16 protein-coding genes are annotated in these 25,027 nt (G+C 50.4%); 10 read left to right on the forward strand and 6 right to left on the reverse strand.

From position 1 onward, the window contains the following. Nucleotides 1-23: 23 nt before the first annotated feature. The 7 genes from DWZ03_RS13570 to DWZ03_RS13600 all read left to right on the forward strand — a co-directional run bounded on the left by DWZ03_RS13570 (nucleotide 24) and on the right by DWZ03_RS13600 (nucleotide 10,850). Nucleotides 24-788, forward strand: coding sequence for an exodeoxyribonuclease III (locus DWZ03_RS13570; RefSeq protein WP_120130267.1), 765 nt, complete (start codon nucleotides 24-26; stop codon nucleotides 786-788). Beyond that, nucleotides 785-1,255, forward strand: a complete 471-nt coding sequence (locus DWZ03_RS13575) for a C-GCAxxG-C-C family protein (protein ID WP_120130268.1) — start codon at nucleotides 785-787, stop codon at nucleotides 1,253-1,255. The genes DWZ03_RS13570 and DWZ03_RS13575 overlap by 4 nt, the downstream gene beginning before the upstream one ends. A 150-nt stretch (nucleotides 1,256-1,405) precedes the next feature. After that, on the forward strand, nucleotides 1,406-1,606 hold the full coding sequence (locus tag DWZ03_RS13580; RefSeq protein ID WP_005828272.1) for a winged helix-turn-helix domain-containing protein: 201 nt from the start codon (nucleotides 1,406-1,408) through the stop codon (nucleotides 1,604-1,606). 124 nt (nucleotides 1,607-1,730) lie between these two features. After that, on the forward strand, nucleotides 1,731-3,512 hold the full coding sequence (gene lepA, locus DWZ03_RS13585; RefSeq protein WP_120130269.1) for a translation elongation factor 4: 1,782 nt from the start codon (nucleotides 1,731-1,733) through the stop codon (nucleotides 3,510-3,512). Nucleotides 3,513-3,551: 39 nt separating this feature from the next. Then, a complete protein-coding gene (gene nhaA, locus DWZ03_RS13590; RefSeq protein WP_005828276.1) occupies nucleotides 3,552-4,871 on the forward strand; it encodes a Na+/H+ antiporter NhaA in 1,320 nt (439 codons plus the stop codon). A gap of 192 nt (nucleotides 4,872-5,063) precedes the next feature. Next, nucleotides 5,064-7,340 (forward strand): PAS domain-containing sensor histidine kinase, encoded by a 2,277-nt coding sequence (locus tag DWZ03_RS13595; RefSeq protein WP_044467298.1) that lies wholly within the window; start codon nucleotides 5,064-5,066, stop codon nucleotides 7,338-7,340. A 108-nt stretch (nucleotides 7,341-7,448) separates the two neighbouring features. Beyond that, nucleotides 7,449-10,850, forward strand: a complete 3,402-nt coding sequence (locus DWZ03_RS13600; protein WP_120130270.1) for a TonB-dependent receptor — start codon at nucleotides 7,449-7,451, stop codon at nucleotides 10,848-10,850. A gap of 99 nt (nucleotides 10,851-10,949) precedes the next feature. Here DWZ03_RS13600 and DWZ03_RS13605 read toward each other — a convergent pair whose 3' ends face one another. The 5 genes from DWZ03_RS13605 to DWZ03_RS13625 form a co-directional block, all read right to left on the reverse strand. Then, complete coding sequence (locus DWZ03_RS13605; protein WP_117719853.1) at nucleotides 10,950-12,035, reverse strand: endonuclease/exonuclease/phosphatase family protein; 1,086 nt, start codon at nucleotides 12,033-12,035, stop codon at nucleotides 10,950-10,952. Between the two features lie 100 nt (nucleotides 12,036-12,135). Next, nucleotides 12,136-13,092, reverse strand: coding sequence for a D-2-hydroxyacid dehydrogenase (locus DWZ03_RS13610; protein ID WP_120130271.1), 957 nt, complete (start codon nucleotides 13,090-13,092; stop codon nucleotides 12,136-12,138). Nucleotides 13,093-13,182: 90 nt separating this feature from the next. Further along, nucleotides 13,183-14,454, reverse strand: a complete 1,272-nt coding sequence (locus tag DWZ03_RS13615) for a replication-associated recombination protein A (protein WP_005828284.1) — start codon at nucleotides 14,452-14,454, stop codon at nucleotides 13,183-13,185. A gap of 12 nt (nucleotides 14,455-14,466) precedes the next feature. After that, a complete protein-coding gene (locus tag DWZ03_RS13620; protein WP_057281212.1) occupies nucleotides 14,467-17,052 on the reverse strand; it encodes a DUF5686 and carboxypeptidase-like regulatory domain-containing protein in 2,586 nt (861 codons plus the stop codon). Nucleotides 17,053-17,351: 299 nt separating this feature from the next. Further along, entirely contained in the window at nucleotides 17,352-18,446 is a 1,095-nt protein-coding gene (locus DWZ03_RS13625) for a UDP-N-acetyl glucosamine 2-epimerase (RefSeq protein ID WP_057281211.1), read from the reverse strand. A 152-nt stretch (nucleotides 18,447-18,598) separates the two neighbouring features. On the opposite strand from DWZ03_RS13625, the gene DWZ03_RS13630 reads away from it, so the two are divergent. Next, a complete protein-coding gene (locus tag DWZ03_RS13630; RefSeq protein ID WP_005836440.1) occupies nucleotides 18,599-19,225 on the forward strand; it encodes a trimeric intracellular cation channel family protein in 627 nt (208 codons plus the stop codon). A 188-nt stretch (nucleotides 19,226-19,413) separates the two neighbouring features. On the opposite strand, the gene DWZ03_RS13635 is transcribed toward DWZ03_RS13630, so the two are convergent. After that, complete coding sequence (locus DWZ03_RS13635) at nucleotides 19,414-22,317, reverse strand: M16 family metallopeptidase (RefSeq protein WP_005836442.1); 2,904 nt, start codon at nucleotides 22,315-22,317, stop codon at nucleotides 19,414-19,416. Nucleotides 22,318-22,589: 272 nt separating this feature from the next. Between DWZ03_RS13635 and DWZ03_RS13640 the strand changes: the two genes are divergently transcribed. Both DWZ03_RS13640 and DWZ03_RS13645 read left to right on the forward strand, forming a co-directional pair. Then, nucleotides 22,590-23,093, forward strand: a complete 504-nt coding sequence (locus tag DWZ03_RS13640; RefSeq protein ID WP_005828302.1) for an RNA polymerase sigma factor — start codon at nucleotides 22,590-22,592, stop codon at nucleotides 23,091-23,093. A 144-nt stretch (nucleotides 23,094-23,237) separates the two neighbouring features. After that, nucleotides 23,238-25,013 carry a biotin/lipoyl-binding protein gene (locus DWZ03_RS13645; RefSeq protein ID WP_120130290.1) on the forward strand — a complete coding sequence of 592 codons (1,776 nt, stop codon included), beginning with the start codon at nucleotides 23,238-23,240 and terminating at the stop codon, nucleotides 25,011-25,013. Nucleotides 25,014-25,027: the final 14 nt, after the last annotated feature.

The raw sequence follows: 25,027 nt of genomic DNA on the forward strand, positions 1-25,027 counted from the left end.
TTTTAAGAAATCAAATAAGTAGTATGAAGATTATTACATATAACGTAAATGGGCTGAGGGCTGCCGTGACAAAAGGTTTTCCCGAGTGGCTGGCACAAGAGCAGCCGGATGTGCTTTGTTTGCAGGAAACAAAGCTGCAACCGGAACAGTATCCGGCAGAGGCGCTGGATGCTTTGGGGTATAAGCATTATCTATATTCTGCACAGAAGAAGGGGTATAGTGGAGTCGCTATTCTGAGCAAGCAAGAACCGGACCATGTGGAGTACGGCATGGGCATTGAAGAATATGATAACGAAGGGCGCTTTATCCGTGCCGACTTCGGTGATGTGTCTGTTGTGAGTGTTTATCATCCTTCCGGTACCAGCGGTGATGAACGTCAGGCCTTCAAGATGGTCTGGTTGGAGAAATTCCAGGAATATGTATTGGAGCTGGAACGTACGCGTCCTAAACTCATTCTTTGCGGCGATTATAATATCTGCCATGAGGCAATAGATATTCATGACCCTGTCAGGAATGCCACCAACAGCGGCTTTTTGCCTGAAGAGCGGGAGTGGATGACGCGCTTTCTCAATGCGGGATTCATAGACTCCTTCCGTTGGCTTCATCCCGACAAGCAGGAATATACGTGGTGGAGCTATCGCTTTAATTCACGTACCAAGAACAAAGGGTGGCGTATTGATTATTGCATGGTGAGTGAGCCGGTGCGCCCGATGTTGAAGGAAGCGAGAATATTGGGTGACGTTGTCCACTCGGATCATTGCCCGATGTTGTTGGAAATTACAGAATGATTATGGAAACAAAAGACAGAATCGAAAAAGCTGTGGAGCTTTTCAAGAGTGGCTATAACTGTTCGCAATCGGTAGTGGGAGCTTTTGCAGATATGTATGGTTTTACAGAAGAGCAGGCTTTCCGGATGTCCGCTTCTTTTGGTGGTGGCATAGGTCGTATGAGGCAGACATGCGGTGCTGCATGCGGCATGTTCCTATTGGCCGGATTGGAAAAAGGAGCTGTGGAAGGCAAGGACCGTGAAGGTAAGGCGGCAAACTATGCGTTGGTGCAGGAGCTGGCTGCTGAGTTCAAGAAACGGAACGGCTCTTTGATATGTGCTGAACTGTTGGGATTGAGAAAACCGGAAGGTTCGTCCGTTCCGGAAGCCCGTACCGAGCAGTATTATGCTAAACGCCCGTGTGCCAAGATGGTAGAGGTAGCTGCCCAAATTTGGACCGAATACCTGGAAAAAACGTCCTCAAAGTAAGAAAAAAGAACTTTTTTACCCCTTAGTAAGAAAAAAAGTGCCTAATAACGTGTTGTATAACATAAATATACCTATCTTTGCAGCGATATAAAAACACCGACATCTCTATCTTTGGAGATGAGGATAACGTTTAACTAAAAGCAAATAGAAATGTTAAAAGAAAAAGCTGGTAATGTTGCAGGACAGATTTGGACTGCACTGAATGGCACAGATGGCTTGACTCACAAGCAAATCAAGAAAGCAACTAAACTGATCGACAAGGACTTCTTCCTGGGATTGGGCTGGTTGTTAAGAGAAGACAAGGTCTCTACTTCTGAAGTGGAAGGCGAATTGTTTGTAAAGCTGAACTAAGCGAGGAATTGATTGGAATGTTATAAAAAGATGCGTTGGTACATGAATATGTTATCAACGCATTTTTTTTATTTGCTCTGTTTTCACTATCTTTGCGCACCCAATTAATAGATAGTTATTGACAATGAAGAATATACGAAATTTTTGCATTATTGCCCATATCGACCACGGTAAATCAACTTTGGCAGACCGTCTGCTGGAATTTACCAATACTATACAAGTAACTAACGGACAGATGCTGGATGACATGGACCTTGAGAAGGAAAGAGGTATCACCATCAAGAGCCATGCCATACAAATGGAGTATACATATAAAGGCGAAAAGTATATTCTGAACTTGATAGACACTCCGGGACACGTTGACTTCTCGTACGAGGTGTCACGTTCCATCGCCGCTTGTGAAGGAGCGTTGCTTATTGTAGATGCTTCGCAAGGAGTGCAGGCGCAGACCATTTCAAACCTCTATATGGCGATTGAGCATGATTTGGAGATTATCCCCGTCATCAACAAATGTGACATGGCAAGCGCCATGCCCGAGGAAGTGGAGGACGAAATCGTTGAACTGTTGGGCTGCAAGCGTGATGAGATTATCCGTGCTTCCGGCAAAACAGGCATGGGAGTGGAAGAGATTCTGGCTGTGGTCATTGAGCGTATCCCTCATCCGGAGGGTGACGAGGAAGCTCCGTTGCAGGCGTTGATTTTCGATTCTGTCTTCAATTCTTTCCGTGGTATCATTGCATATTTCAAGATAGTGAACGGTGTGATTCGTAAAGGGGATAAAGTGAAATTCTTCAATACAGGCAAGGAATATGATGCGGATGAAATCGGAGTGCTCAAAATGGAAATGATGCCACGTCCGGAGTTGCGTACGGGGGATGTGGGCTATATCATCTCGGGTATCAAAACCTCTAAGGAAGTGAAAGTAGGTGATACGATTACGCATATTGCCCGTCCTTGCGAAGAGGCCATCGCCGGTTTTGAGGAGGTGAAGCCGATGGTTTTTGCCGGTGTGTACCCCATCGAGGCAGAAGATTTCGAGGACTTGCGTTCTTCTTTGGAGAAGTTGCAGTTGAATGATGCTTCGCTGACTTTCCAGCCTGAGTCTTCATTAGCTTTGGGCTTTGGTTTCCGTTGCGGTTTCCTTGGGCTGCTCCATATGGAGATTGTGCAGGAACGCCTTGACCGCGAATTTGACATGAACGTTATCACCACCGTGCCCAACGTTTCCTACAATATCTATGACAAGCAGGGAAATATGACCGAAGTGCATAACCCCGGCAGCATGCCCGACCCTACCATGATAGACCGTATTGAGGAGCCCTATATCCGTGCCTCGGTGATTACCACTACTGATTACATTGGCCCTATCATGACTCTTTGTCTGGGCAAGCGTGGCGAGCTGGTGAAGCAGGAATATATTTCAGGTAACCGTGTAGAAATATACTATGACATGCCTCTTGGCGAAATAGTTATCGATTTCTATGATAAATTGAAGAGTATCTCTAAGGGATATGCCTCTTTTGACTATCATCCCAACGGTTTTCGTCCTTCCAAACTGGTGAAGCTGGATATTTTGCTGAACGGTGAGCCGGTGGATGCTCTTTCTACCTTGACACACTTTGACAATGCCTACGAATTGGGACGCCGGATGTGCGAGAAGTTGAAAGACCTGATTCCGAGACAGCAGTTCGATATCGCCATTCAGGCTGCTATCGGTGCCAAGATTATTTCCCGGGAAACGATTAAGGCTGTGCGTAAGGACGTAACGGCCAAATGTTATGGCGGTGACGTGAGCCGTAAACGAAAATTGCTTGAGAAACAGAAGAGAGGTAAGAAGCGTATGAAACAGATTGGTAATGTGGAAGTACCTCAGAAAGCCTTCCTGGCAGTCCTGAAGCTGGATTGATGTCGAAAGGATGAAATCTTAAATCAAATATACTTCTTTATGATTATTTTGCGTACTGTGAAAAACTTCTCGTCGCTGAATATAGCGGCGAGTATCTTGTTGTTTTTGATGGCTATTTTGGCGGCCGTTATTGCTAATTCACCAATGGCTCCGTTGTATCAGGGCTTTCTTTTGCAGGAACTGCATCTGCGCATCGGAGACTTTAATTTGTTCTCCCATGGCGGTCATCCGTTGAAAATGATTGAGTTTATAAACGACTGCTTGATGACTGTTTTCTTTCTGGCTGTGGGGTTGGAGATAAAGCGGGAACTGCTGGTGGGTGAACTTTCTTCCTTTCGTAAGGCTTCTTTACCCTTTGTAGCGGCATGTGGCGGTATGTTGGTGCCGGTCATTGTCTATTCACTTTTGGTCGTTCAGGGTACTCCGGAAACGCGCGGTATGGCTATACCGATGGCTACGGATATTGCTTTTTCATTGGGTGTACTCAGTCTGCTGGGTAAACGGGTGCCTTTGAGTCTGAAAATTTTCCTGACGGCATTTGCAGTGGTCGATGATATTGGCGGCATTCTGGTTATTGCCATTTTCTATAGTTCCGAAGTGGCATACGGATATCTTATTGTAGCTGCTGTCCTTTATTTCTTCCTTTACTATATGGGGAAATTCGGTATGACACAGAAGATATTCTTCCTGCTTATCGGGGTAATTATTTGGTATTTGTTCCTTCAGTCGGGCATTCACAGCACTATTTCCGGAGTGATACTGGCCTTTGTAATACCGGCCCGTCCCCGTTTGGATGCCGGGAAATACATTAAACGCATCCGCGACATTATCGGTGATTTTCCGGTTACCAAATCAGATAATATTATATTGACCAATGAGCAGATTGCCACTCTAAAACAAGTGGAGCGCGCTTCTGATCATGTAATTAGTCCTTTGCAATCCTTGGAAGACAATTTGCATGGTGCGGTAAACTTTGTGATATTGCCGCTCTTTGCCTTTGCCAATGCCGGTGTGGTGTTCAGTGGAGGCGGTGGCGTTGTTGGAGCTGTTAGTATAGCGGTGGCTGCAGGATTGCTTCTTGGCAAGTTTATCGGTATTTTTCTGTTTACCTGGCTGGCGGTCAAGAGTGGTTTGTCCTCAATGCCTCCGGGAATGAATTGGAGAAGTGTTGCCGGAGTATCCTTGTTGGGGGGTATTGGCTTTACGGTATCTTTATTTATTGCCAACCTTTCTTTTGCAGGAGAATATCCGGATCTGCTGAACCAGGCGAAATTTGGTGTATTGCTGGGAACGATTGTTGCCGGTATGTTGGGATATATGGTACTGAATGCGGTGTTGCCGAAGGTTAAGAACAAATAGATCTCCACTTTGGAATACTGGACGAAGAATCGGTTCTTTAGGGATATTCGGTAAATCCTCTGAAAGATAAGTTGGGATGTGTCAATGATTTAAGAAAACGTATTCTTTGTTACAGAAACAGAAGAAATAGTCCATTATTCTTAAAAAACATTCGTATCTTTGCTGATACAAGTCGAAAAGGACCTTCCGGATATGAAGCACATAAAGGCAGTTGCCGGATACATATTGATTCTTTCTCTCTGCCTCGTGTGTGCACACCCTGCCCATGCGGAGACACGGCGTATTGCGCTGATACACTCTTTCGAGCCGGGCTATCCGCCTGCTGCGAAGGCTCTGGAACTGTTGCAAAAAGAGTTCAGCCTTCTCGGCTTGGACTGCGATGTACGCGAATACTATCTGGACTGCGACCGCTACATGGAGGAGGCAGAAAACCTCCGTATGGCCGGTTTCGTGGACGACCTTTCTGCCTGGGGAGCCGAGTTGATAGCCGTGCTCGACGACCAGGCTGCCTATGCGCTGATGGCATGCAGACACCCGTTGGCGCATGAAATACCCGTTGTGTTCAGCGGTGTGAACTATCCCAACATATCTCTGCTCCTGCAATACCCCAACATCACGGGCTATGCCGACACGCCCGATTACTTGCGTACCATACGCATGATAGAGAGTATCATGGGAAAGTCGCGCATCTGCCTGATGAACGGACAAGTGTTTCTGGACCGCAAGATATGGCATGCGTTGAATGAGCAGTGTCGTGGGCAGGGGTTCGCCATCGTGACCTCTACCGAGGGTGCTTACTTTGCCGGTTCCTCCTATCACCGTGTGCGCGAGAGGGAGACTATCAGCCCTATACTGAAACGGCAGAACATAGACGTGTTGCTGGACACCACGAAGATTGTGCGCATGACGAGCGACTCCATAGCGATACGCCATCTGATGTGGCTGGGACGCGGCGACAATACGTTGCTGCTCTACACCAAGCGAGACTATACCACCAAGCGTGTGGGCATGCTCTTCGACAATCCCACGTTTCAGACCATCAACGAGGGCTTCGGCTTTGCCGACTACTTGCTGGGAGGATATTTCACTCCACTGGAAAGCCAGATAAGATACATGGCGACCGGTATCAAGGAACGCCTCGAAGGGCGGATGCCCCGGCAGCAGGTGACGGAATGCGCCAAGCAGTACGTGCTGAACTGGCATGTGCTGCAGAAGTATGGCATCCCGCTCGAGAGCATTCCGGCAGAGTACACTGTGATGTATATCCCTTTTTCGGAGCGCTACCGCTATCCTATACTTATCGGTTCCATCTTGGGCGCAGTCTTCGTGCTGACGGTGATAGTCTTGCTCTCCTTCAGCCTGCTGCGCGAACGCAGGCGCAAGCGTGAGGCATTGCGAAACCTCCTCTACGAGCATGAGACCCTCTGCCTGGCCATCGAAGGAAATTCTACCTACGCCTGGCGACTGGAGGGAGATTCCGTGTCCTGCGACTCGCAGTTTTGCGAGCTTATTCATCATCGCCCCGGCCGTCTTCTGCTCGATGAAATCACTCCCTACATCCATCCCGACGACTTACCCGCCTTCCGCAAGAACATAGCGGCAAGGCATGAACGCACGCACCACAAGGGGCAGTATCGCTGTAACTTCACCGGTGAGTTCCAGTGGTGGGAGTTCAGCTACAATACCATCCACACCCCCGGACACGCACCCATCATAGCCGGATTGCTGCAGAATATCCAGGAACTGAAAGACCACGAGCAGGAGCTGATAGAATCCCGCGAGCTGGCGGAGCAGGCCGAACTGAAACAGTCGTTCCTCAACAACATGAGCCACGAGATCCGCACTCCGCTCAATGCCATTGTCGGCTTCTCGGACATGCTGGCCAATGAGCCGGAGTTTTCAAACGAAGAGCGGCAGGAGTTTGTGGACATTATCAACACCAATACCAAACTGCTGCTGAAGCTGGTGGGCGATGTGCTGGAACTGTCGCGCATCGAGTCGGGTAACCTCTCGTTCACCTTTCAGCGGGAGAGCGTGTGCCGGTTGCTCGATGACGTCTATCAGACGCATAGCCTGCTTATCCGGCCGCCGTTGCAGTTCCTCAAGGATTTCCCTCCCGAAGATGTGCAGGTGAATGTAGACCCCATGCGACTGACACAGGTACTCACCAACTTCCTGAACAATGCCAACAAGTTTACGAAAGGAGGCAGCATCCGGCTGGGGTATTGCTGTCCGTCCGGCATGAGCGAGGTACATCTTTATGTGGAAGACACCGGCATAGGCATTCCGCACAGCGAGCAGAAGATGATTTTCGAGCGTTTCTACAAGCGCAGCGAGTTTTCCCAAGGCGTCGGGCTGGGCTTGTCCATCTGTGTGCTCATTGTCGAAAAGATGGGAGGACGCATCGAACTCCAGTCCGAGGAAGGCCGTGGAAGCCGTTTCACAGTGGTACTGCCTTGTATTGAATAAATCCTTAAAAAATGTAATCGCGTTGTAATGCCTTTATATATAATTTTGTGTATCTTTGCCAATGTTTTAAGAAATATAACGTTTTAAGAAACTAATTTAAAAGACATTATGTTAAAGAGAGTAAGAATTATACTGACGGTGCTGCTGTTACTGGCCACCGTGGGTGTAGATGCGCAGGTCACCACTGCCTCTATGGCAGGTAAGGTGACGGATGCAAGTAATGAGCCCATTATCGGCGCCACTGTCCAGGCTGTTCACCAGCCTTCCGGTTCGCGCTACGGAACCGTGACCAACGTTGACGGACGCTATTCCATCCAGGGTATGCGCACCGGTGGTCCCTACCGGGTGGAGATTTCCTACATCGGCTATCAGACGGTTATTTATAAGGACATCACCCTTCAGCTGGGTGAGGTATACAACCTGAACGTAGAGATGAGTGAATCTTCCGAGTTGCTGAACGAAGTGATTGTGACGGCTGCCAAGACCAAGTTCACCGCTGAAAAGACGGGTGCCACTACCAATATCTCGTCTGCACAGATGACGCAGCTTCCCACCGTGAACCGCAGCATCAGTGACATTGCCCGCCTTTCTCCCTATGCTAATGGCATGAGTTTTGCCGGCGGTGACGGACGTTCCACGAACTTCACTATCGACGGTGCCAACTTCAACAATAACTTCGGACTTAGCTCCAACCTTCCCGGCGGCGGCAACCCTATCTCCATGGATGCCATCGAAGAGGTGCAGGTAGTGGTGGCTCCCTTCGACGTGCGCCAGACGAACTTCATAGGCGGCGGCATCAACGCCATTACCAAGAGTGGTACGAACACGTTCAGAGGTACTGCCTATACCTATTACCGCAACCAGGACATGCGCGGTAACCGCATCAACGGCGAGGACCTGGGAGCACGTTCCGATGAGTCCAAGACTACCTACGGCTTCACGCTGGGTGGTCCCATCATCAAGAACAAGTTGTTCTTCTTTGTGAACTACGAAAAAGAGAAGACTCCGGGAGAGGTTATAAAGTATCGCGCGCGCGAGGACGGTGAAGATGCGAAAGGTATGGTGTCCCGTACACTGAAGTCGGACATGGAGAAGGTGTACAACCATCTGAAGGACAAATACGGCTATGATGCAGGCTCCTACACCAATTTCCCTGCCGACGAGGAGAACACCAAGCTGCTGGCCCGCATCGACTGGAACATCACGGACCGCCATCGCTTGAGCCTCCGCTACAACAATACGAAGAATACGGCTTGGAATGCCCCGAACGGTAACTCTTCCGATACGGGATATCGCTTGAACAATACTTATCGCGTAGGTACGCAGTCTATGGCGTTTGCCAACAGCATGTATTCCATGGACAACAAGGTGCAGTCTTGGGCGACAGATTTGAACAGCCGCTTCACCGATAAGATTTCCAATCAGTTGCTGTTCACCTACACCAATATAGAGGACATGCGCGGCACCAATTCTTCTCCTTTCCCCTTCATCGACATCATGGCAGGCAAGGACGAGAACGGAAACCAGATTCTGGAACCGTATATGAGCGCCGGTTACGAGTTGTTCACCTACAACAACGGTGTGAAGAACAAGATTACGAACATTACCGATAACTTCACCTTCTTCACCGGTAACCACAAGCTGACGGCAGGTCTTAGCTACGAGCACCAGTTTGCCAACAACGCCTATATGCGTAACGGTACGGGATATTACCGCTATAACAGTCTGGAAGATTTCCTGAGTGGCGCAGCTCCCGAATCATTCGCTTTGACTTATGGCTTCAACGGTGTGGCCAACCCCAATGCTCAGGTTACCTTCAACCAGCTTGGTTTCTATGCCCAGGATGAATGGAACCTCGGCAACAGTCTGAAACTGACCTACGGTATCCGTTTCGACAACTTGATGTTCGACAACGACGACCTCCAGAGAAACGATGCCATCTATGAGCTTGACTTCGACGGGCAGCACATCGACACTGGCAAGTGGCCGGATTCCAGATGGCAGATTTCTCCCCGTATAGGTTTCGTTTGGGACGTGTTCAAGGACAAGTCGCTGAAAGTACGTGGAGGTACGGGTGTGTTTACCGGACGTCTGCCGTTGGTTTTCTTCACCAATATGCCGACCAATGCTTCTATGGTACAGAACTCCGTTACCTTTAAGACCCAATATGACAATGGAAAGGTGGTGGGCCATGATTCCCGTCTGGACCAGTTGGCAGGCGGCATGATTACGGACATGAACCAGATAATCGACAAGTTCAACCTCCCCACCACGATTGAGAAACACGTGGCGGGAAGCAAGATTTCCGGTGTGGCTCAGGACTTCAAGATGCCGCAGGTGTGGAAGTCGTCTATCGCGGTGGACTATCAGGTACCCGTATCTTTCCCCTTGACCGTGACGGGAGAGTTCATGTTCACGAAGAATGTGAATGCCGTTACCATCAACAACATCAATATCAAGAACCCCGACGAATGGAAGTACAATAAGCTGACCACCGTCAAGGGCGCTGATGGAAAAGACGTGACAACTACGGAACTGCTGCATACGGGTATGCAACGTTTCAATGGTGCGGATAACCGCATGGTGTACTCTTATTCTCTTTATGACAACCCCGACAAGAATGTGAAATATGCAGGCGACTTCGTGCATTACAATGGCAAGAATGCCGTGGTACTCGACAATACATCCAAAGGCTACGGCTATACGGCAAACATCACGGTGAATGCCCAGCCGGTGGATGACTTGATGCTGATGCTGGCCTATACGCACACGGAGTCCAAAGAAGTTTCCGGTCTTCCGGGCAGCGACCCTATCTCCACTTGGCAGGGATTGAACACGATTGATGGTTCCAATTATGTGGATGCACAACGGTCACAGTATGTGGTTCCCGATAAGGTGATTGCTTCTGTGGGCTACTACATTCCCTTCAGACACAAAGGCCTGCTTCGCGGCACACACCTGAATCTGTTCTATTCCGGTTATTCTTCCGGCGGTTACAGCTTCTGCTACACCAACGACATGAACGGCGACGGCATCAACAACGACCTGATGTATATTCCGAAAGATGATAGTGAAATCAACTTCAAGACAGAGGAAGACCGCGTTGCTTTCTGGAAATTCGTAGAGCAGGATTCGTACCTGAAGAATCACAAAGGACAGTATGCTGAGGCTTATGCCGCTCGCGCTCCGTGGGTACACCGTTTCGATTTCCGTCTGCTGGAGGACTTCGAATTCAAGATTGGCAAGACCAAGCATTGCTTCCAGTTGAGTTTCGACATCATGAACGTGGGTAACCTCATCAACTCCAAATGGGGTATCTCCAAGACCAACACCGTTTCCAACAGCAACCGAATCCTGAAGTATGAAGGGGTGAAGAGCGCCACTGACCTGACTCCGGTATTCTCCATGTATAAGGTGAACGGTGAATATCCTACCAAGACTTACGACACCTATCAGAACTACAGCGAATGCTGGAAACTGCAAGTCGGTATCCGTTACGTGTTCAACTAATCGGGTGCAGATAACCTCCGTTGAATGGCGGAATATGATAAGGCAAGGGCTGTTCCGGGATTTCCGGGACAGCCCTTATTGTTTTTGGCTTTCTTTACTTTATTGTATTTCAACCTCCATAATCACTGGATTGTGGTCGCTGCACAAATCCAGGTCTGGAGAGTAGTATTCGATACCCTTTAGGCTGGGGGAGTGGAAGATGTAGTCAATACGCAACATGCGTTTAGCATAGCGGTAGGTGTACATGTATCCGTTTCCGGCAGTGCGGAATCCGTCTTTGAGGGTTTTCCTCAAATGATGGTAGGTGTAGGAGGAAGGTATTGAGTTGAAGTCGCCGCATAGCAGCACGGGATAGGGGCTGGTCTTGGCGTAGTGGCTGATGACGTAAGTCTGCGTGGCCCGCTTCATGAAGTTTTCGTGCAGGGTGCCTGCGGCATCTTTGGCTGCCTGGACTTCGCGGCGGGTGTCGTCGGTGGCCAGCTCGCGTTCCCACTTCCTGCGCTTCTGGCTAACGCTGGTGGTCTGCAGGTGGTTGTTTATCAGACGTATGGTATCCGTACCCATCACTACATCGCACATCATGCTACAGTTGGAGCTGTGCTGGTAAGTGATGAAACGGTGGTTCGCCAATGGATAGCGGCTGAATACGGCGATAGGCAGTACGCCCTTGACGGAGTCTTCAGAAGGGATGAGTGCGTGTGACCAATGCGAGAGTACGCGCCGTATGCTGTCTGTGGGGAAGTCACTGTTGTCTCCGAACTCCTGGAAGCACAGCACATCCACGCCCTCCTGCTGCATGTACCGGGCTATCTCCTTGCAGGAATAACCGGTAATCTCACCTCCAAAGTTGTGTATGTTGTAGGTGGCTATCTTCAGATACTTGCCTGCCGGGGTCTTGTCTTTCGGCAGGTGGAGCTGGAAGACAGACGTCAGATATCCCCAGTTGCAGAAGAATGCCACCAGCGGAACCAGTGCCCAGCGCTTACGGGCCAATGCCCAGCAGAGTGCCGTTATCAGATTGACAATCAGGAGTACGGGCACTGCCAGCCCCAGTAATGGCATGATGACGGAATCGACCGGAGCTACATTTCCTGAGAAGGCTGCTACTATGGTGATGGTGGCCAAGACGAATGTCGCTGCTATCAGACAGATGTAGAACAGACCTTTTACGGCAGACTTTCCCATGTTGTTTGCTTGTTTGTTTTGTTATGGTACCCTGCCATGCAGAGCTTGTTACAGTATCTCTTCCACCGGGATATACAGCGAAGAGATGCTGTAATGTCTGTTATTTATTCACTACGTTCACCGGCTTGCCGTCTTGGTAGGCCTTGATGTTCTCGAGCATAATCTGCATGAGGCGTTCGCGCGCGGCGGTGCTTGCCCAGGCAATGTGCGGAGTGATATAGCAGTTGCGGGCGGAGAGCAGCGGATTGTCGGCACGGGGAGGCTCCTGCGAGAGTACGTCTACGCCGGCGGCATAGATGGTGCCGTTGTTAAGTGCATTGGCAAGGTCTTGTTCGTTGATGAGCGGGCCGCGTCCGGTATTGATGAGGATGGCGGTGGGCTTCATCAGTCGGAGCCGTTCTGCATTTACCATCTCGCGGGTGGAGTCGGTGAGGGGACAGTGCAGGCTGATGATGTCACATTCGCGGAACAGCTCGTCCAGCTCCATCTTGCGGATTTCGGGAGGAAGCTGGAAGTGGGTCTTGGAGGTGTAGGCGCATGCCTTCATACCGAAGCCGATGGCGATGCGGGCGGTGGTGAAGCCGGTGTGACCCAGGCCTACGATTCCGAGCTTCTTTTCGCGCAGTTCGATGAGCGGCGTGTCCCAGAAACAGAAGTCCTTGCTTGCTGTCCAGCGGCCCCGGTGCACCTCTTCGGAGTGGTGTTGCACTTGCTGGGTGATGTTTAGGATGTGGGCAAAGACCATTTGGGCTACGGAGTCGGTGCTGTAGGCGGGAATATTGGTGACGATGATTCCGCGTTCTTTGGCGGCAGCGGTGTCTACGATGTTATATCCGGTGGCCAGCACACCGATATACTTCAGTTCGGGCAGTGCCGCCATGTGTTCAGCGGTGAGTACAGTTTTGTTGGTCAGCAAGATTTCTGCACCAGCAGCGCGTTCCAATACTTCCGCAGGGGCGGTGCGGTCGTAGATGGTGCACTCGCCCAAGGCTTGCAATTCGTCCCAGCAGAGGTCGCCGGGGTTGGCGGCATAGCCGTCTAATACTACTATATTCATGGAGTTATGAGTTATGAGTTATTTGTTGTGGGGATTTTCTGTATCCGACTTTTAATCTCTAATTTTCAATTTTTAATTTGAATTGATAGTTTACCATTTCTTTTCCTCTCCCCAGAGTTGCTGCATCCGTTCCTTATGCTTTTGCTCGGCAGGGTTGAGTTGTGGTTCCCAGATGCGGCGGTCTTTCAGTTCGTCGGGCAGGAATTGCTGCTTGACGAAGTTGCCGGGGTAGTCGTGGGCGTACTTATACTTCTCGCCGTAGCCCAACTGCTTCATCAGCTTGGTGGGCGCATTGCGTAGGTGCAGGGGGACGGGGAGGTTGCCCGTTTCGCGTACCAGTTCCAGGGCATTGTTGATGGCCATATAGGCTGAATTGCTCTTAGGACTGGTGGCGAGGTATATGGTGGCTTCTGCCAGGGGGATACGTCCTTCGGGCCATCCCACTTTCATCAGCGTGTCGAAGCAGGCGTTGGCAAGCAGCAGCGCGTTGGGGTTGGCCAGTCCGATGTCTTCGGAGGCAGAGATGACGAGGCGGCGGGCTATGAAGGCAGGGTCTTCACCGCCTTCTACCATGCGTGCCAGCCAGTAGATGGCGCCATCCGGGTCGCTGCCGCGAATGGATTTGATGAAAGCGGAGATGATGTCGTAGTGCATCTCGCCGTCCTTGTCGTAAGCAAGAGGGTTCTGTTGAAGGCGTTCGGTCACCATGTCATCCGTGATGAGGACAGGATCGGTGGCTTCGGAATCTATCACCAGTTCGAGGATGTTGAGCAGCTTGCGGGCGTCTCCTCCGCTGAAGCGGAGCATGGCAGTGGTTTCTTTCAGTTCTATTTTCCGTTCCTTCAGCACGGTGTCCGTGGTGATGGCGCGTTGCAGCAGTTCCAGCAGGTCGTCCTTCTCCAGTGACTTCAGGGTATAGAGCTGGCAGCGGGATAGTAGCGGGCGGATGACCTCGAACGAAGGGTTCTCCGTGGTGGCGCCTATCAGCGTCACGGTGCCTTGCTCCACGGCTCCCAACAGCGAGTCTTGCTGCGACTTGCTGAAACGGTGTATCTCGTCGATGAAGAGGATGGGACTGGCTTGCGAGAAGAAGCGGTTGCTCTTGGCACGCTCTATCACGTCGCGTACATCCTTCACACCGCTGGTCACGGCACTAAGTGTATAGAAAGGGGTTTCCAGCTTGTTGGCGATAATCTGTGCCAGGGTTGTCTTTCCCACTCCCGGAGGGCCCCATAAGATAAACGAAGAGATACGTCCTGCATCAATCATCTTACGCAGCACTGCACCCGGTCCCACTAAATGTTTCTGACCGATATATTCATCTAATGTTCTTGGTCTAAGCCGTTCTGCTAATGGTTGCATAGTATGTAACTCTTAAAAAATCATTAATATCATGAAGCGTATACCGCCCTTCTTCACTCCCGGTATATCCGTATAGGTCAGTCGGCGTACATATTCTATGTGGAGCAGCTTGAAGATATTGTAGATACCTACACTGGCTTCCACATAGGGAGTCTTGCCCATGACGTGGCTGGTGGGTACACCGTCGCGCATGGGGAAGAGGAACAAGTCGGGATTGTTGCTCTTGTATGGGTTGTTCTTGTCCGTCAGCGTGCCCCACAGGCCACGGATGCGGAACATCTCACGCCACTTCAGCTTCTTGATGAGCGGGATGCGGTTGAAGAGTTTTCCGTTCATGTCGTAGCTTAGGTTGAGGGAGGCGTAACGGTCGTTCAGGAACTCCATGTTGTTGATGAGGTTGAAGGACTCGTTGTTCTGCGTGATGTACGAGAGGTTTGCCATCGGTAGGTTCAGCAGGGGGAAGGGAACGGTGTTCCATTGCGCACCGGCACGTGCCGTTACGTCCAGCTTGCCCCACGAGCCGAGCCAGAAGCGCTTCCGGATGCTGGCTTCCGTCAGGTTGAAGTTGTACTCTCCACCCAGCACGCCCTTGAATCCGGCGGTGTGGGAGAGGGTGAAGGTGGGCGCATCCAACGATACGGGCACGCGGCGCTGTTTGGTGTTGACGAAGGTTTCGCCGGGAGCGTAACGCAGGGTCACACCCAGCTCGGTAGTGGTGATGTCGTGCACCAGCGTATTCTTTTCATCCCACTGTCCGGGTGTTTCTCCGTTGTTCTTCCAGTATTGCAGTTGCCCCGCAGGCTGGTCGTTGCGGTGGCGTGCCATGGCCTGGACGGAGAAGCCGGTATTGGTCTCCAGCTCGTAGGTCAGCGTGGCATCGCGCATGTAGGACATCTGGTCTACCGTGGTCCATTTCCAGCCGACAAATAAGTTGTCCTTGTCCGTGGCGAGGTACTTGTCCATGGGAGACATCACGTCGTAGGTGTACTTGAAGGCGATGTAGTGCTTCGGGAACTCCCACAATACGTATTCGCGTTTGTTGAAGGAGTAGGCCACCTGCCCGGAGTAGAACCATTTCTTGTCCTTGGTTCCGTAGGCGCCGTAACCGCTCAGGCTCCAATGCGGGTCGAGGTTACCGGTTGTCATACCGCTCAGACGGAAGCGCGTGCCGTTGACGTAGTTGCTGGTTATCATTGTATTGATAGGACCGAAGTCGAACTTGCTGGGATGGTTCTTGCTGCCCGTTTCCACGAAGTTCTCAATCAAGGCTTTCGCCCCGAAGATGACGTACTTGAAGCCGGGAATCTGTTCGATGCGGTTCATGAATACGTCCATCGTGCTCTCCTTCTTGGTGAGGGGCACTTGGCGCACTTTCGCCCAATACTCGTCGCTCTTGGCAAGCATGTTCGCCTCCTTGATGACGTTTCCTTTCAGGCGGAAGAGACGGGGCTCTATCTCCGTGAACTGATAGTCGGTGTATTTGGTGGTCCGTTGCACTTCCAGGCCTTGAATACCTTTCACGAAGTGCAGTTCCACGGTCATGTCGTCGTCGGTCAGCACCCAGTTGCTGTCGGGCAGTTGTTCGAACTGCTGCACGATGTCGAGGTTTTCCACGAAGTTGACACCTGTCTTCTTGGGCAGGTTCATGGTACATTTCTTCACGGCATAGGTGGAGTCCTTCACCACGTAGAGGTGCCCCGTGAAGCCGAAGTCCTGCGGGTTCTGCGGAACGAAGGTGAGGTGCACGCACTCCTGCTTATCCACCATGAGCGTGTCCATCAGATAGTATTTGTAGAAGCTGATGGCTCCGCGGCCGATGGGGCTGACGAAGCGGCGTTGCAGCAGGCGGATGTCGTCGTCGTAGATGTTGATGTCGGAGAATACGTCCGTAAGGATGGTCCCCAGCATGTCTCCGGTGTTGAAGAACTCTTCGATACCGGTGGAGTTCATACCTTCGATGATGGTCTTTTCGCTCTTGGGGTTTTTACGGAAAATGGTCTTGCTGGCCGTCTCCTTGATGGAGATGGGTAGAATCATTTTGTTGGTCTTGGGTGATACCTCCACCTGGTCTTTGAAGAAGGAGAATTTCTTGTAGATGCCTTTCTCCATTTTGTCAGGGGTGACGTCGTTGAGCGACATCTTCATCTTTTCGTACTTCTGGTACTGGTAGTAGTCGTTCTCTTCCAGTTTCAGTGCCTTCTTGTTCTCGATGACCTTCTTCATGAACTCCACGGCGGGGTTGTTCTTGCGGGAATATTTCTCCTTTTTGGGCTTCACCACGACCTCGGAGAGCATGATGTCATCCGATTGCAGTTTGACGTTCAGCACCCGGGTGCCGGGTTTCAGTTTTACTTTCTTGGTGATATAGCCTACGGCGGAGAACGTCAGCTCATCCCAGCCTTTGCGGGTTTCCACCTGGTATTCACCGTTTGCGTTGGAGATGCCGCCTACACCTTTCCCTTCATACTGTACGGTGATGTACATCAGCGGTTCGTTCGTGAGGGAGTCTGTGATGACACCCTTTATCTGGGCGGATGCGCTGATGGAGACGAACAGTGACAGCAGGAAAAGGGCGTAAATTGTATATCTTTGCTTCATAAGTTACAGATAATTCGGGCGCAAAGTTAACAAATTAAGGTTAATCAAGAAGCAAATATAGACTAAAGAAACGGGAGATATGGTTAAATGAACGTGAAAGTCGTATGTCTTGTTTGCCGGATACAGATAAAAAACGTACAGAATCCTTATAGAAAAGTTGCCGGATATAAAGGATAAAGTTGCACAACGTATGGAGAAAGTTCTATCCCAAGCCTTGGGATAGAAAGACCCAAGCTTGGGATAAGCGTCCGTAGGTTTGGGATAGACGTTTGCAAGCTTGGGATAGAATTTATGGAGGATTATGAATTGTTGCCGTTCAGTAGTGTCTGTACGATGCGTTCCGCCGTTCGTCCGTCCCAGCGGTCGGGCAGGGTGGTGTGCTTCCATTCTCCGTGCAGCAGCTTGTCGAGCGAGGCGGAGAGGGCGAAGGAATTTTCGCCTACCAGTTCGTTGGTACCGATGCGCCAGGTTTCGGGATGCTCGGCATAGGTATTGAGGGTGATGCAGGGGACGTCGAGGAAGGTAGCTTCTTCGGCGATGTTTCCCGAGTCGGTGACGATGCCCCGTGCCTGGTTGATGAGGAATCCGAAGTGCAGGTAGCTCTGCGGAGGCAGGATGTGCAGGTTGGGAGCATTCACTTCCAGCGACTTCACCGCCTTTTGCACGTAGGGGTGCAGCGGGGCGACGATAGGCATGCCGTCGGCCTTCTCGATGACGGTCTGGAGCAGGGAGTGCAGTACGGCTTTCTTCTCCAGCAGGTCGCGGCGGTTGAGGGTGAGCAGCAGGTAGTTCCCTTTCCGCAGGCCGAGGCTGGAGAACCACATGGGCTGCACCAGGCGGTGGCGGTTGAAACGGATGGTGTCAATCAGTATGTTGCCCACGTAGTGGATATATTCGGGTATCATGCCCTCCTGGTTGAGGTTGCGGTTGGCCACCATGCCGGCGGTGAAGAGATAGTCGGAAATGGCGTCCACGATGGTGCGGTTCACCTCGCGGGGCATGTTCATGTCGAAAGAGCGTGTGCCGGCTATGACGTGCGCCACCTTCAGTCCGCGCTTCTTGGCGACGATGGAGCAGCTCATAGTGGCGGTCATGTCATCTACCACCAGTACGACTTGTGCCGGATGCCCGTCCAACTCCCGCTCGAAGGCGAGCATGATGGAGGCTGCCACCTGCGAGTGGTTGTGTCCGGTGACACCGAGGTAGGCATCCGGTTTCCTCATGGAAAGGTCGGAGAAGAGCGAGGCATCCAGGCTGGTGTCATCCTGCGGACCGGTGTAGACGATGCGGTAGGAGATGTTCTTTCCTGCCTCTCTGGCGGCGTCGATGGCGCGGCAGATGGGGGCTATTTTCATGAAGTTGGGGCGTGCGCCCGATACGATTGTTATTCTCATTGTCGTAGTTGGTGAAAAATGATACGACAAAAATACGTTTTCTTAGGGAAATTATTTGTTACTTTGCCTATTATTTTCAGAGTGTCTGTTGAAAATACACACTTATTCAATGTTTAATTTATAATTTTTAATTTTTAATTCTCAAAGTGATAATGCCAACATTTGTTCAGATACTCGATTTCATTGGCACATTTGCCTTTGCCATCAGTGGCATACGCCTGGCCTCGGCCAAGCGGTTCGACTGGTTTGGAGCGTATGTGGTGGGTTTTGTGACGGCCATTGGCGGCGGTACGATACGCGACCTGTTGCTGGACGTCACCCCGGGCTGGATGACGGATCCCATTTACTTGATTTGTACCGGACTGGCCTTGTTGTGGGTCATCCTCTTCGGTAAACATCTCATCCATCTGCACAATACGTTCTTCATATTCGACAGTATTGGCCTGGCACTGTTCACGGTGGTCGGCGTGGGCAAGAGCATCGCGCTGGGCTATCCCTTTTGGGTGGCCATCATTATGGGCAGCATCACCGGGGCTGCGGGAGGTGTGATACGTGACGTATTCATTAACGAAATTCCGCTGATATTCCGGAAGGAGATTTATGCGATGGCTTGTGTGGTAGGAGGGACCTTCTACTGGATGTGCCATCTTCTGGGGATGGAGTCTTTCGTGTGTCAGATTGTGGGCGGTGTGACGGTGTTCGTTACTCGCATACTGGCGGTGAAGTATAGGATTTGCCTGCCTATCCTTTCGGGCAATGAGGAGGAGCAGGAAGGGTAGTCCGTTATCTGCTGTCTGAGAATCTCAGGGATTTTCCGGTGAAATTCCGGGCAATGTGCAAAAGAACTTCAGGTGTTAAAAATAAGATTCCCCGGCATTTGCAACCGAAATGTCGGGGAATCTTTCATATTCCTCGTTCCCCTGATAAGGGGGAAGGAGGATGGGATTGCTAAAGGGATAAAACAAGGTTAGAACAATGCATCCTTCGTGTTGAAAAGTTTGCGTTCGTTCAGTTTCACTACCTTGCCGAATTTTTCCAGTCGCTTCAGGTCAATGTTCTTTGGGTTGCCCATGATGGAAATGCAGTAAGGTTTGTCTTTGATGTTCTCTTCGTAGAATTTCACGATGTCGTCAAAGGTCAGTGCATCTACTTTCGGCAGGTTTTCCTTTGCTGGGTCGTCTGTGTAGCCTCTGTAGCCCAAGTCTACCAGTTCCATGGCTTTGTTGCGGAAGCTGGGGTGACTGGTCAGCATGGCTTGGCGGAGGTAGCTCTTGATGTTGTCGATACGTTCCGGATTTTTCGGCATGTCGTTGACGAGACCCATCAGTACGTCCAATGCATCGTTTGCCTTGTCGTTCTGGGTACCGATGTAGCCGCGCAGATAGCTTGCTTTTCCGGCTATGCCTTGCGTGCCGACGAATGCGTAGGCTGTATAGGCCATGGAGCGTTTTTCGCGGATTTCGTTCAGAACGATGCCGGTGAAGTCAAGACCGAAGTATTGGTTGAATGCGCTACGCAGCACGTCGTCCTTTTTGTCAGCCTTCTGCATCGGGATGTAGAGGTGGATTTGGGCTTGTTCTGCATCGTTGTTAGGCAGGAAGTAGACGGTGTTTTCGGTCACCGGCATCATGTCCTTTGCCTGTGGGGAGTTGGACGGGCGTTCGTTGGCCACCAATGGGAGGTTCTTGCTCAGGATATCGTATACTTGGTCGAAGGGGAGTGTTCCGGTGAAGAACACTTTTGCCTCGTAGTTGGAGGCGCGGTTGATGTCGCCCGTCAGTTCTGAAATCTGTAATTCGTAAATCTCCTTGTCGGTCAGTTCCTTGATGTAGTCTGATTTCTCTCCGTAGAGCATGTACTGCCGCAGTGCTTCGTTCAGGATGCTGACGTTGTCTTTGCGCTGCTGGCGCATACCCATTGCCGAACCTTTCAGACGTGCCAGTTGCTTTTCGTCCAGTTTTGGCATCAAAATCTGGCGTGAAAGTAGCTGGCAGGCTTGCGGCAGGGTGGCTTCGTAGCCCTCCATGATGATGTAGAGGTTGTCATCATCGGCTGTCACGTGGCAGGTTGCGTTCAGCTTGCTGAGTTCTTCTTTCAACTCTTGCGGTTCGTAGGCCCCCATGATGCCTGCGTTGTTCATCAACTGGGCGGCATAGCCAAGTTTTGGGAATTCGCGTTCACCGGCTCCGTATTGTACAACCAACTGGAATACGTTATTCTCCTTGTTGGGTGTGTAGTACATCTTTGAACGGTCGTTCAGTTGCTTGATTTGCACTTCGCCGTAGTCTGCGAATTTCTCCTCCATCTGTCCGATGGGCAGGTTTTTGAATTGTGTTGCATAGAGCGATTCTTTTCCTATCGGAGGTTCTACGGGTTTGTAACCCGGCTTCTCAATCTTGGCGTTCTTGTCAGGCTTTCCTTTTTCGATATATAGGGCCAGGTAATTGTCTGACAGATATTTCTTGGCTACTCGCTTGATGTCGTCAGTGGTGATGGCCATAATCTTGTCCTTGTAATTGAGTATGTCGCCCAAGTCCTGCTCGTTGTAGAAGGCGTTCATCAGTATCATGGCCTTGTCCTCGTTCGACTCCATTTCCAGGTCGAACTGGCGGCATTTCTCGGCTTTGATGGCATCAATTTTCCAGTCCTCGAATTCTCCGTTGGCGATTTGCTGGATGGCTTTCAAGGCTTTCTTTTCGGCGCTCTTGGTCGACTCGAAACGGCGCTGGTTTTCGTCGTAGAGGGGAATGGCCGCTACGATGGCGCGTCCTTGTTCGCGGAAAGTACGGGTGTAGGCTCCGGCGCTGGTCAGTTCACCGTCCAGTACCAGCTTGTCCATAGTTCCGGTCTGACTGTTGTTGTTCAGCAGTGCCAGGGCGATGTCCAGAGCGTCTTCGTCGGGATGTCCGGCAGGTACTCCATTGAATACCATTGCCACTTGCGGGTAGAATCCTACTTTAGCCGAATACTGTTTGCGGCCCTTTATTTCGAGGTTCTGGTAGACCTTGCGCTCGGGTGAGGGTTTAGCAGCCAGACGTCCAAAGGCGGCATTGATGCGTCCGCTGATTTGTTGGGCTTTGATGTTTCCTACGAGTACCAGTACCATGTTTTCGGGGACATACCATTGTTCGTAAAATTCAATCAGCTTGCTCAGGCGGGGATTCTTCAGATGTTCGGGCAGGCCGATGATGGAACGGGAATAAGGATGTCCCTCAAAAGCTTTCTCCATCACGAACTGGTTCTGTGCACGTCCCTGGTCATCTTGTGAACGGTTATATTCTTCGTACACGTTTTCCAGCTCCGACTGGAAGGAACGGAATACGGGATGCAGGAAACGTTGTGAGGAAATTTCCAGCCATTTGTTTATCTGATAGGCAGGGAAGGAGCTGTGATAGAAGGTCCAGTCATAGTAGGTGCCTGCATTCACCCCTTTGGCACCCATGCTTTCCATCAGGTTGGAGTATTCGTTGGGAAGTCCCAATTTTCCAGCTTTGACGGTCAGCTCATTGATTTCCTTGCTGATGGCTTCTTTTTTTGCCGGGTCGGCTTCTTCGGCCATCTGGTCGTACTTGGCGATGATTTCCTTGTAGATCGGTTCTTCTTCCGTCCAGTTCAGCGCGCCTATCTTGTCTGTTCCTTTAAACATGACGTGCTCCAGGTAGTGTGCAAGTCCCGTGTACTCTTCGGGGTCGTTGATGGAACCGGCACGTACGCCTACCAGTCCGAACACGTCCGATTTGGATTCATCTTCCCATATATATACGGAAAGACCGTTCTTCAGCTTGAACGCCTTCAGTCCTTGTCCGAAGGAGGGCAGGGAAATGATAAGGGTAGTCAGCAGAAGAAGTGACTTAAATTGAAATGATTTCATAAAATAAAGTGTTTTTATGTAATAAAAGTGTTTTCCTATATGTAGGCAAAGCTATAAAAAAATCACGTAACATTTACGAAATCTTCGGAAAAATGATAGTTTTCAGTATATAATATCACCCGTAAACTATCAGAGAGGGGGGTGTAAACTGTCAAATGATAGTTTTCACCCCTAATAAAAACCGTATTCCGTCCCCCGGGGCTTCAAATCTTCCTTATACTTGCAATCGTAAAACCTAAACCATTATTAACTATTTAAAAATTGAGCAAAGTATGAATACTTACAGTTTTAGAAAAGATTTGCTTGCAGTGCAAGAAGAACTGCTTCGCTTTGCATACAAGTTGACAGCCGACCGGGAAGAAGCGAATGATTTGTTGCAAGAGACATCTCTCAAGGCTTTGGATAACGAAGACAAATTTGAACCCGACACCAATTTCAGAGGTTGGATGTATACCATTATGCGCAACATCTTTATCAATAATTACCGGAAAATAGTTCGCGAACAGACTTTTGTGGACCAGACGGACAATCAGTATCACCTCAGCATGCCCCAGGACTCTGGTTTTGCCAGTACCGAGGGTGCCTACGACCTGAAAGAAATGCATCGCATCGTCAATGCCCTTCCACGCGACTATAAAGTCCCTTTCTCCATGCATGTGTCCGGTTTCAAGTACCGCGAGATTGCCGAACGCCTCGGCCTTCCGCTCGGAACGGTGAAAAGCCGCATCTTCTTTACGCGCCAGAAGTTGCAGGATGAATTGAAAGATTTCATCTGATAATAATTTGATAGTAGCAATATGATATATAACATATTGCTTATGATGAATTTTTAAGGGTTATTCTTGACTATATGTCAGAATAATCCTTTATATTTGTATATGTTAAGTTAACCGAAGGAAAATCTCTTATTATTGACTATGATGAAAAAGGAAATTAAATTCAGTCTTGTTTACCGGGACATGTGGCAGTCGTCCGGTAAGTATCAACCCCGGGTAGACCAGTTGGTACGTATTGCTCCGTTGATAGTTGAAATGGGTTGTTTTGCACGCGTTGAAACAAACGGAGGAGCTTTTGAGCAGGTAAACCTTCTGTATGGTGAAAATCCCAACAAGGCTGTACGCGCCTTTACCGCACCTTTTAGGGAAGCAGGCATACAGATGCATATGCTCGACCGCGGGCTAAATGCACTGCGCATGTATCCCGTTCCGGCAGATGTGCGCCGGCTGATGTACAAGGTGAAGCATGCCCAGGGTGTGGACATTACCCGTATCTTCTGCGGATTGAACGAGACGCGGAATATAATTCCTTCTATCAAATATGCTCTGGAAGCGGGCATGATACCGCAGGCTACGCTCTGCATCACGTATTCTCCCGTCCATACGGTGGAATACTATGCCAGTATTGCCGACCGGTTGATTGAAGCCGGGGCACCTGAAATCTGCTTGAAGGATATGGCGGGCATCGGACGTCCGGGTATGCTGGGACAGCTTGTCAGAACCATTAAGGAGAAGCACCCCGATGTGCTGATACAATACCACGGGCATAGCGGTCCCGGACTTTCCATGGCTTCCATTCTCGAAGTCTGTGAGAACGGTGCCGACATCATCGATGTGGCGATGGAACCCATGTCGTGGGGCAAGGTTCATCCGGACATCATCTCCGTGCAGGCCATGCTGAAAGACCTGAGTTTCCAAGTGCCCGACATAAACATGAAAGCCTACATGAAAGCCCGTGCCATGACGCAGGAGTTCATTGACGATTTCTTGGGTTATTTCATGGACCCCACCAATAAACATATGTCCTCACTCTTGCTGAAGTGCGGTTTGCCGGGTGGCATGATGGGCTCCATGATGGCCGACTTGAAGGGAGTGCATTCCGGCATCAACATGATACTGCGCGGTAAGAACGAGCCGGAACTCAGTCTGGACGACCTGCTCGTCATGCTGTTCGACGAAGTGGAATATGTATGGCCCAAGCTGGGTTATCCTCCTTTGGTGACTCCTTTCAGCCAGTATGTGAAGAATGTGGCTTTGATGAACCTCATGCAGCAGGTAAAGGGAGAGGAGCGTTGGACGATGATAGACAACCATACGTGGGACATGATTCTGGGCAAGAGTGGACGCCTCCCCGGTACTTTAGCGCCCGAGATAGTGGAACTGGCTAAGTCCAAAGGCTTTGAGTTCGTGGATACGGACCCGCAGCTGAACTACCCGGATGCTCTGGATACATACCGGAAAGAGATGGACGAAAACGGTTGGGAATATGGCGATGATGACGAGGAACTCTTCGAGCTTGCCATGCACGACCGGCAGTATCGCGACTATAAATCCGGCGTTGCCAAGAAACGTTTTGAGGATGACCTGCAGCGTGCCAAGGATGCGGCGATGGCCAAAAACGGATACTCGGAAGAAGAAATCAAGAAGCTGAAGCGTGCCAAGGCAGACCCGATAATCGCGCCTTCCAAGGGGCAAGTGCTTTGGGAGGTTTCCGTCGAAGGTCCTTCTTCTGCTCCTTTCATCGGACGCAAGTACCAGCATGATGAGGTGTTCTGCTACATCTCTACGCCGTGGGGCGAATACGAGAAGATATGGACCGGATTTACCGGACGTGTGGTGGAAGTCTGTGCCAAGCAAGGGGATGTGGTCAATAAAGGGGATGTGATTGCTTATATCCAGCGAAGTGATATTTTTGCATAAAGTGGAGGATGACT

It is taken from the genome of Bacteroides sp. AF29-11 (assembly GCF_003602895.1).
Taxonomy (GTDB): domain Bacteria; phylum Bacteroidota; class Bacteroidia; order Bacteroidales; family Bacteroidaceae; genus Bacteroides; species Bacteroides uniformis.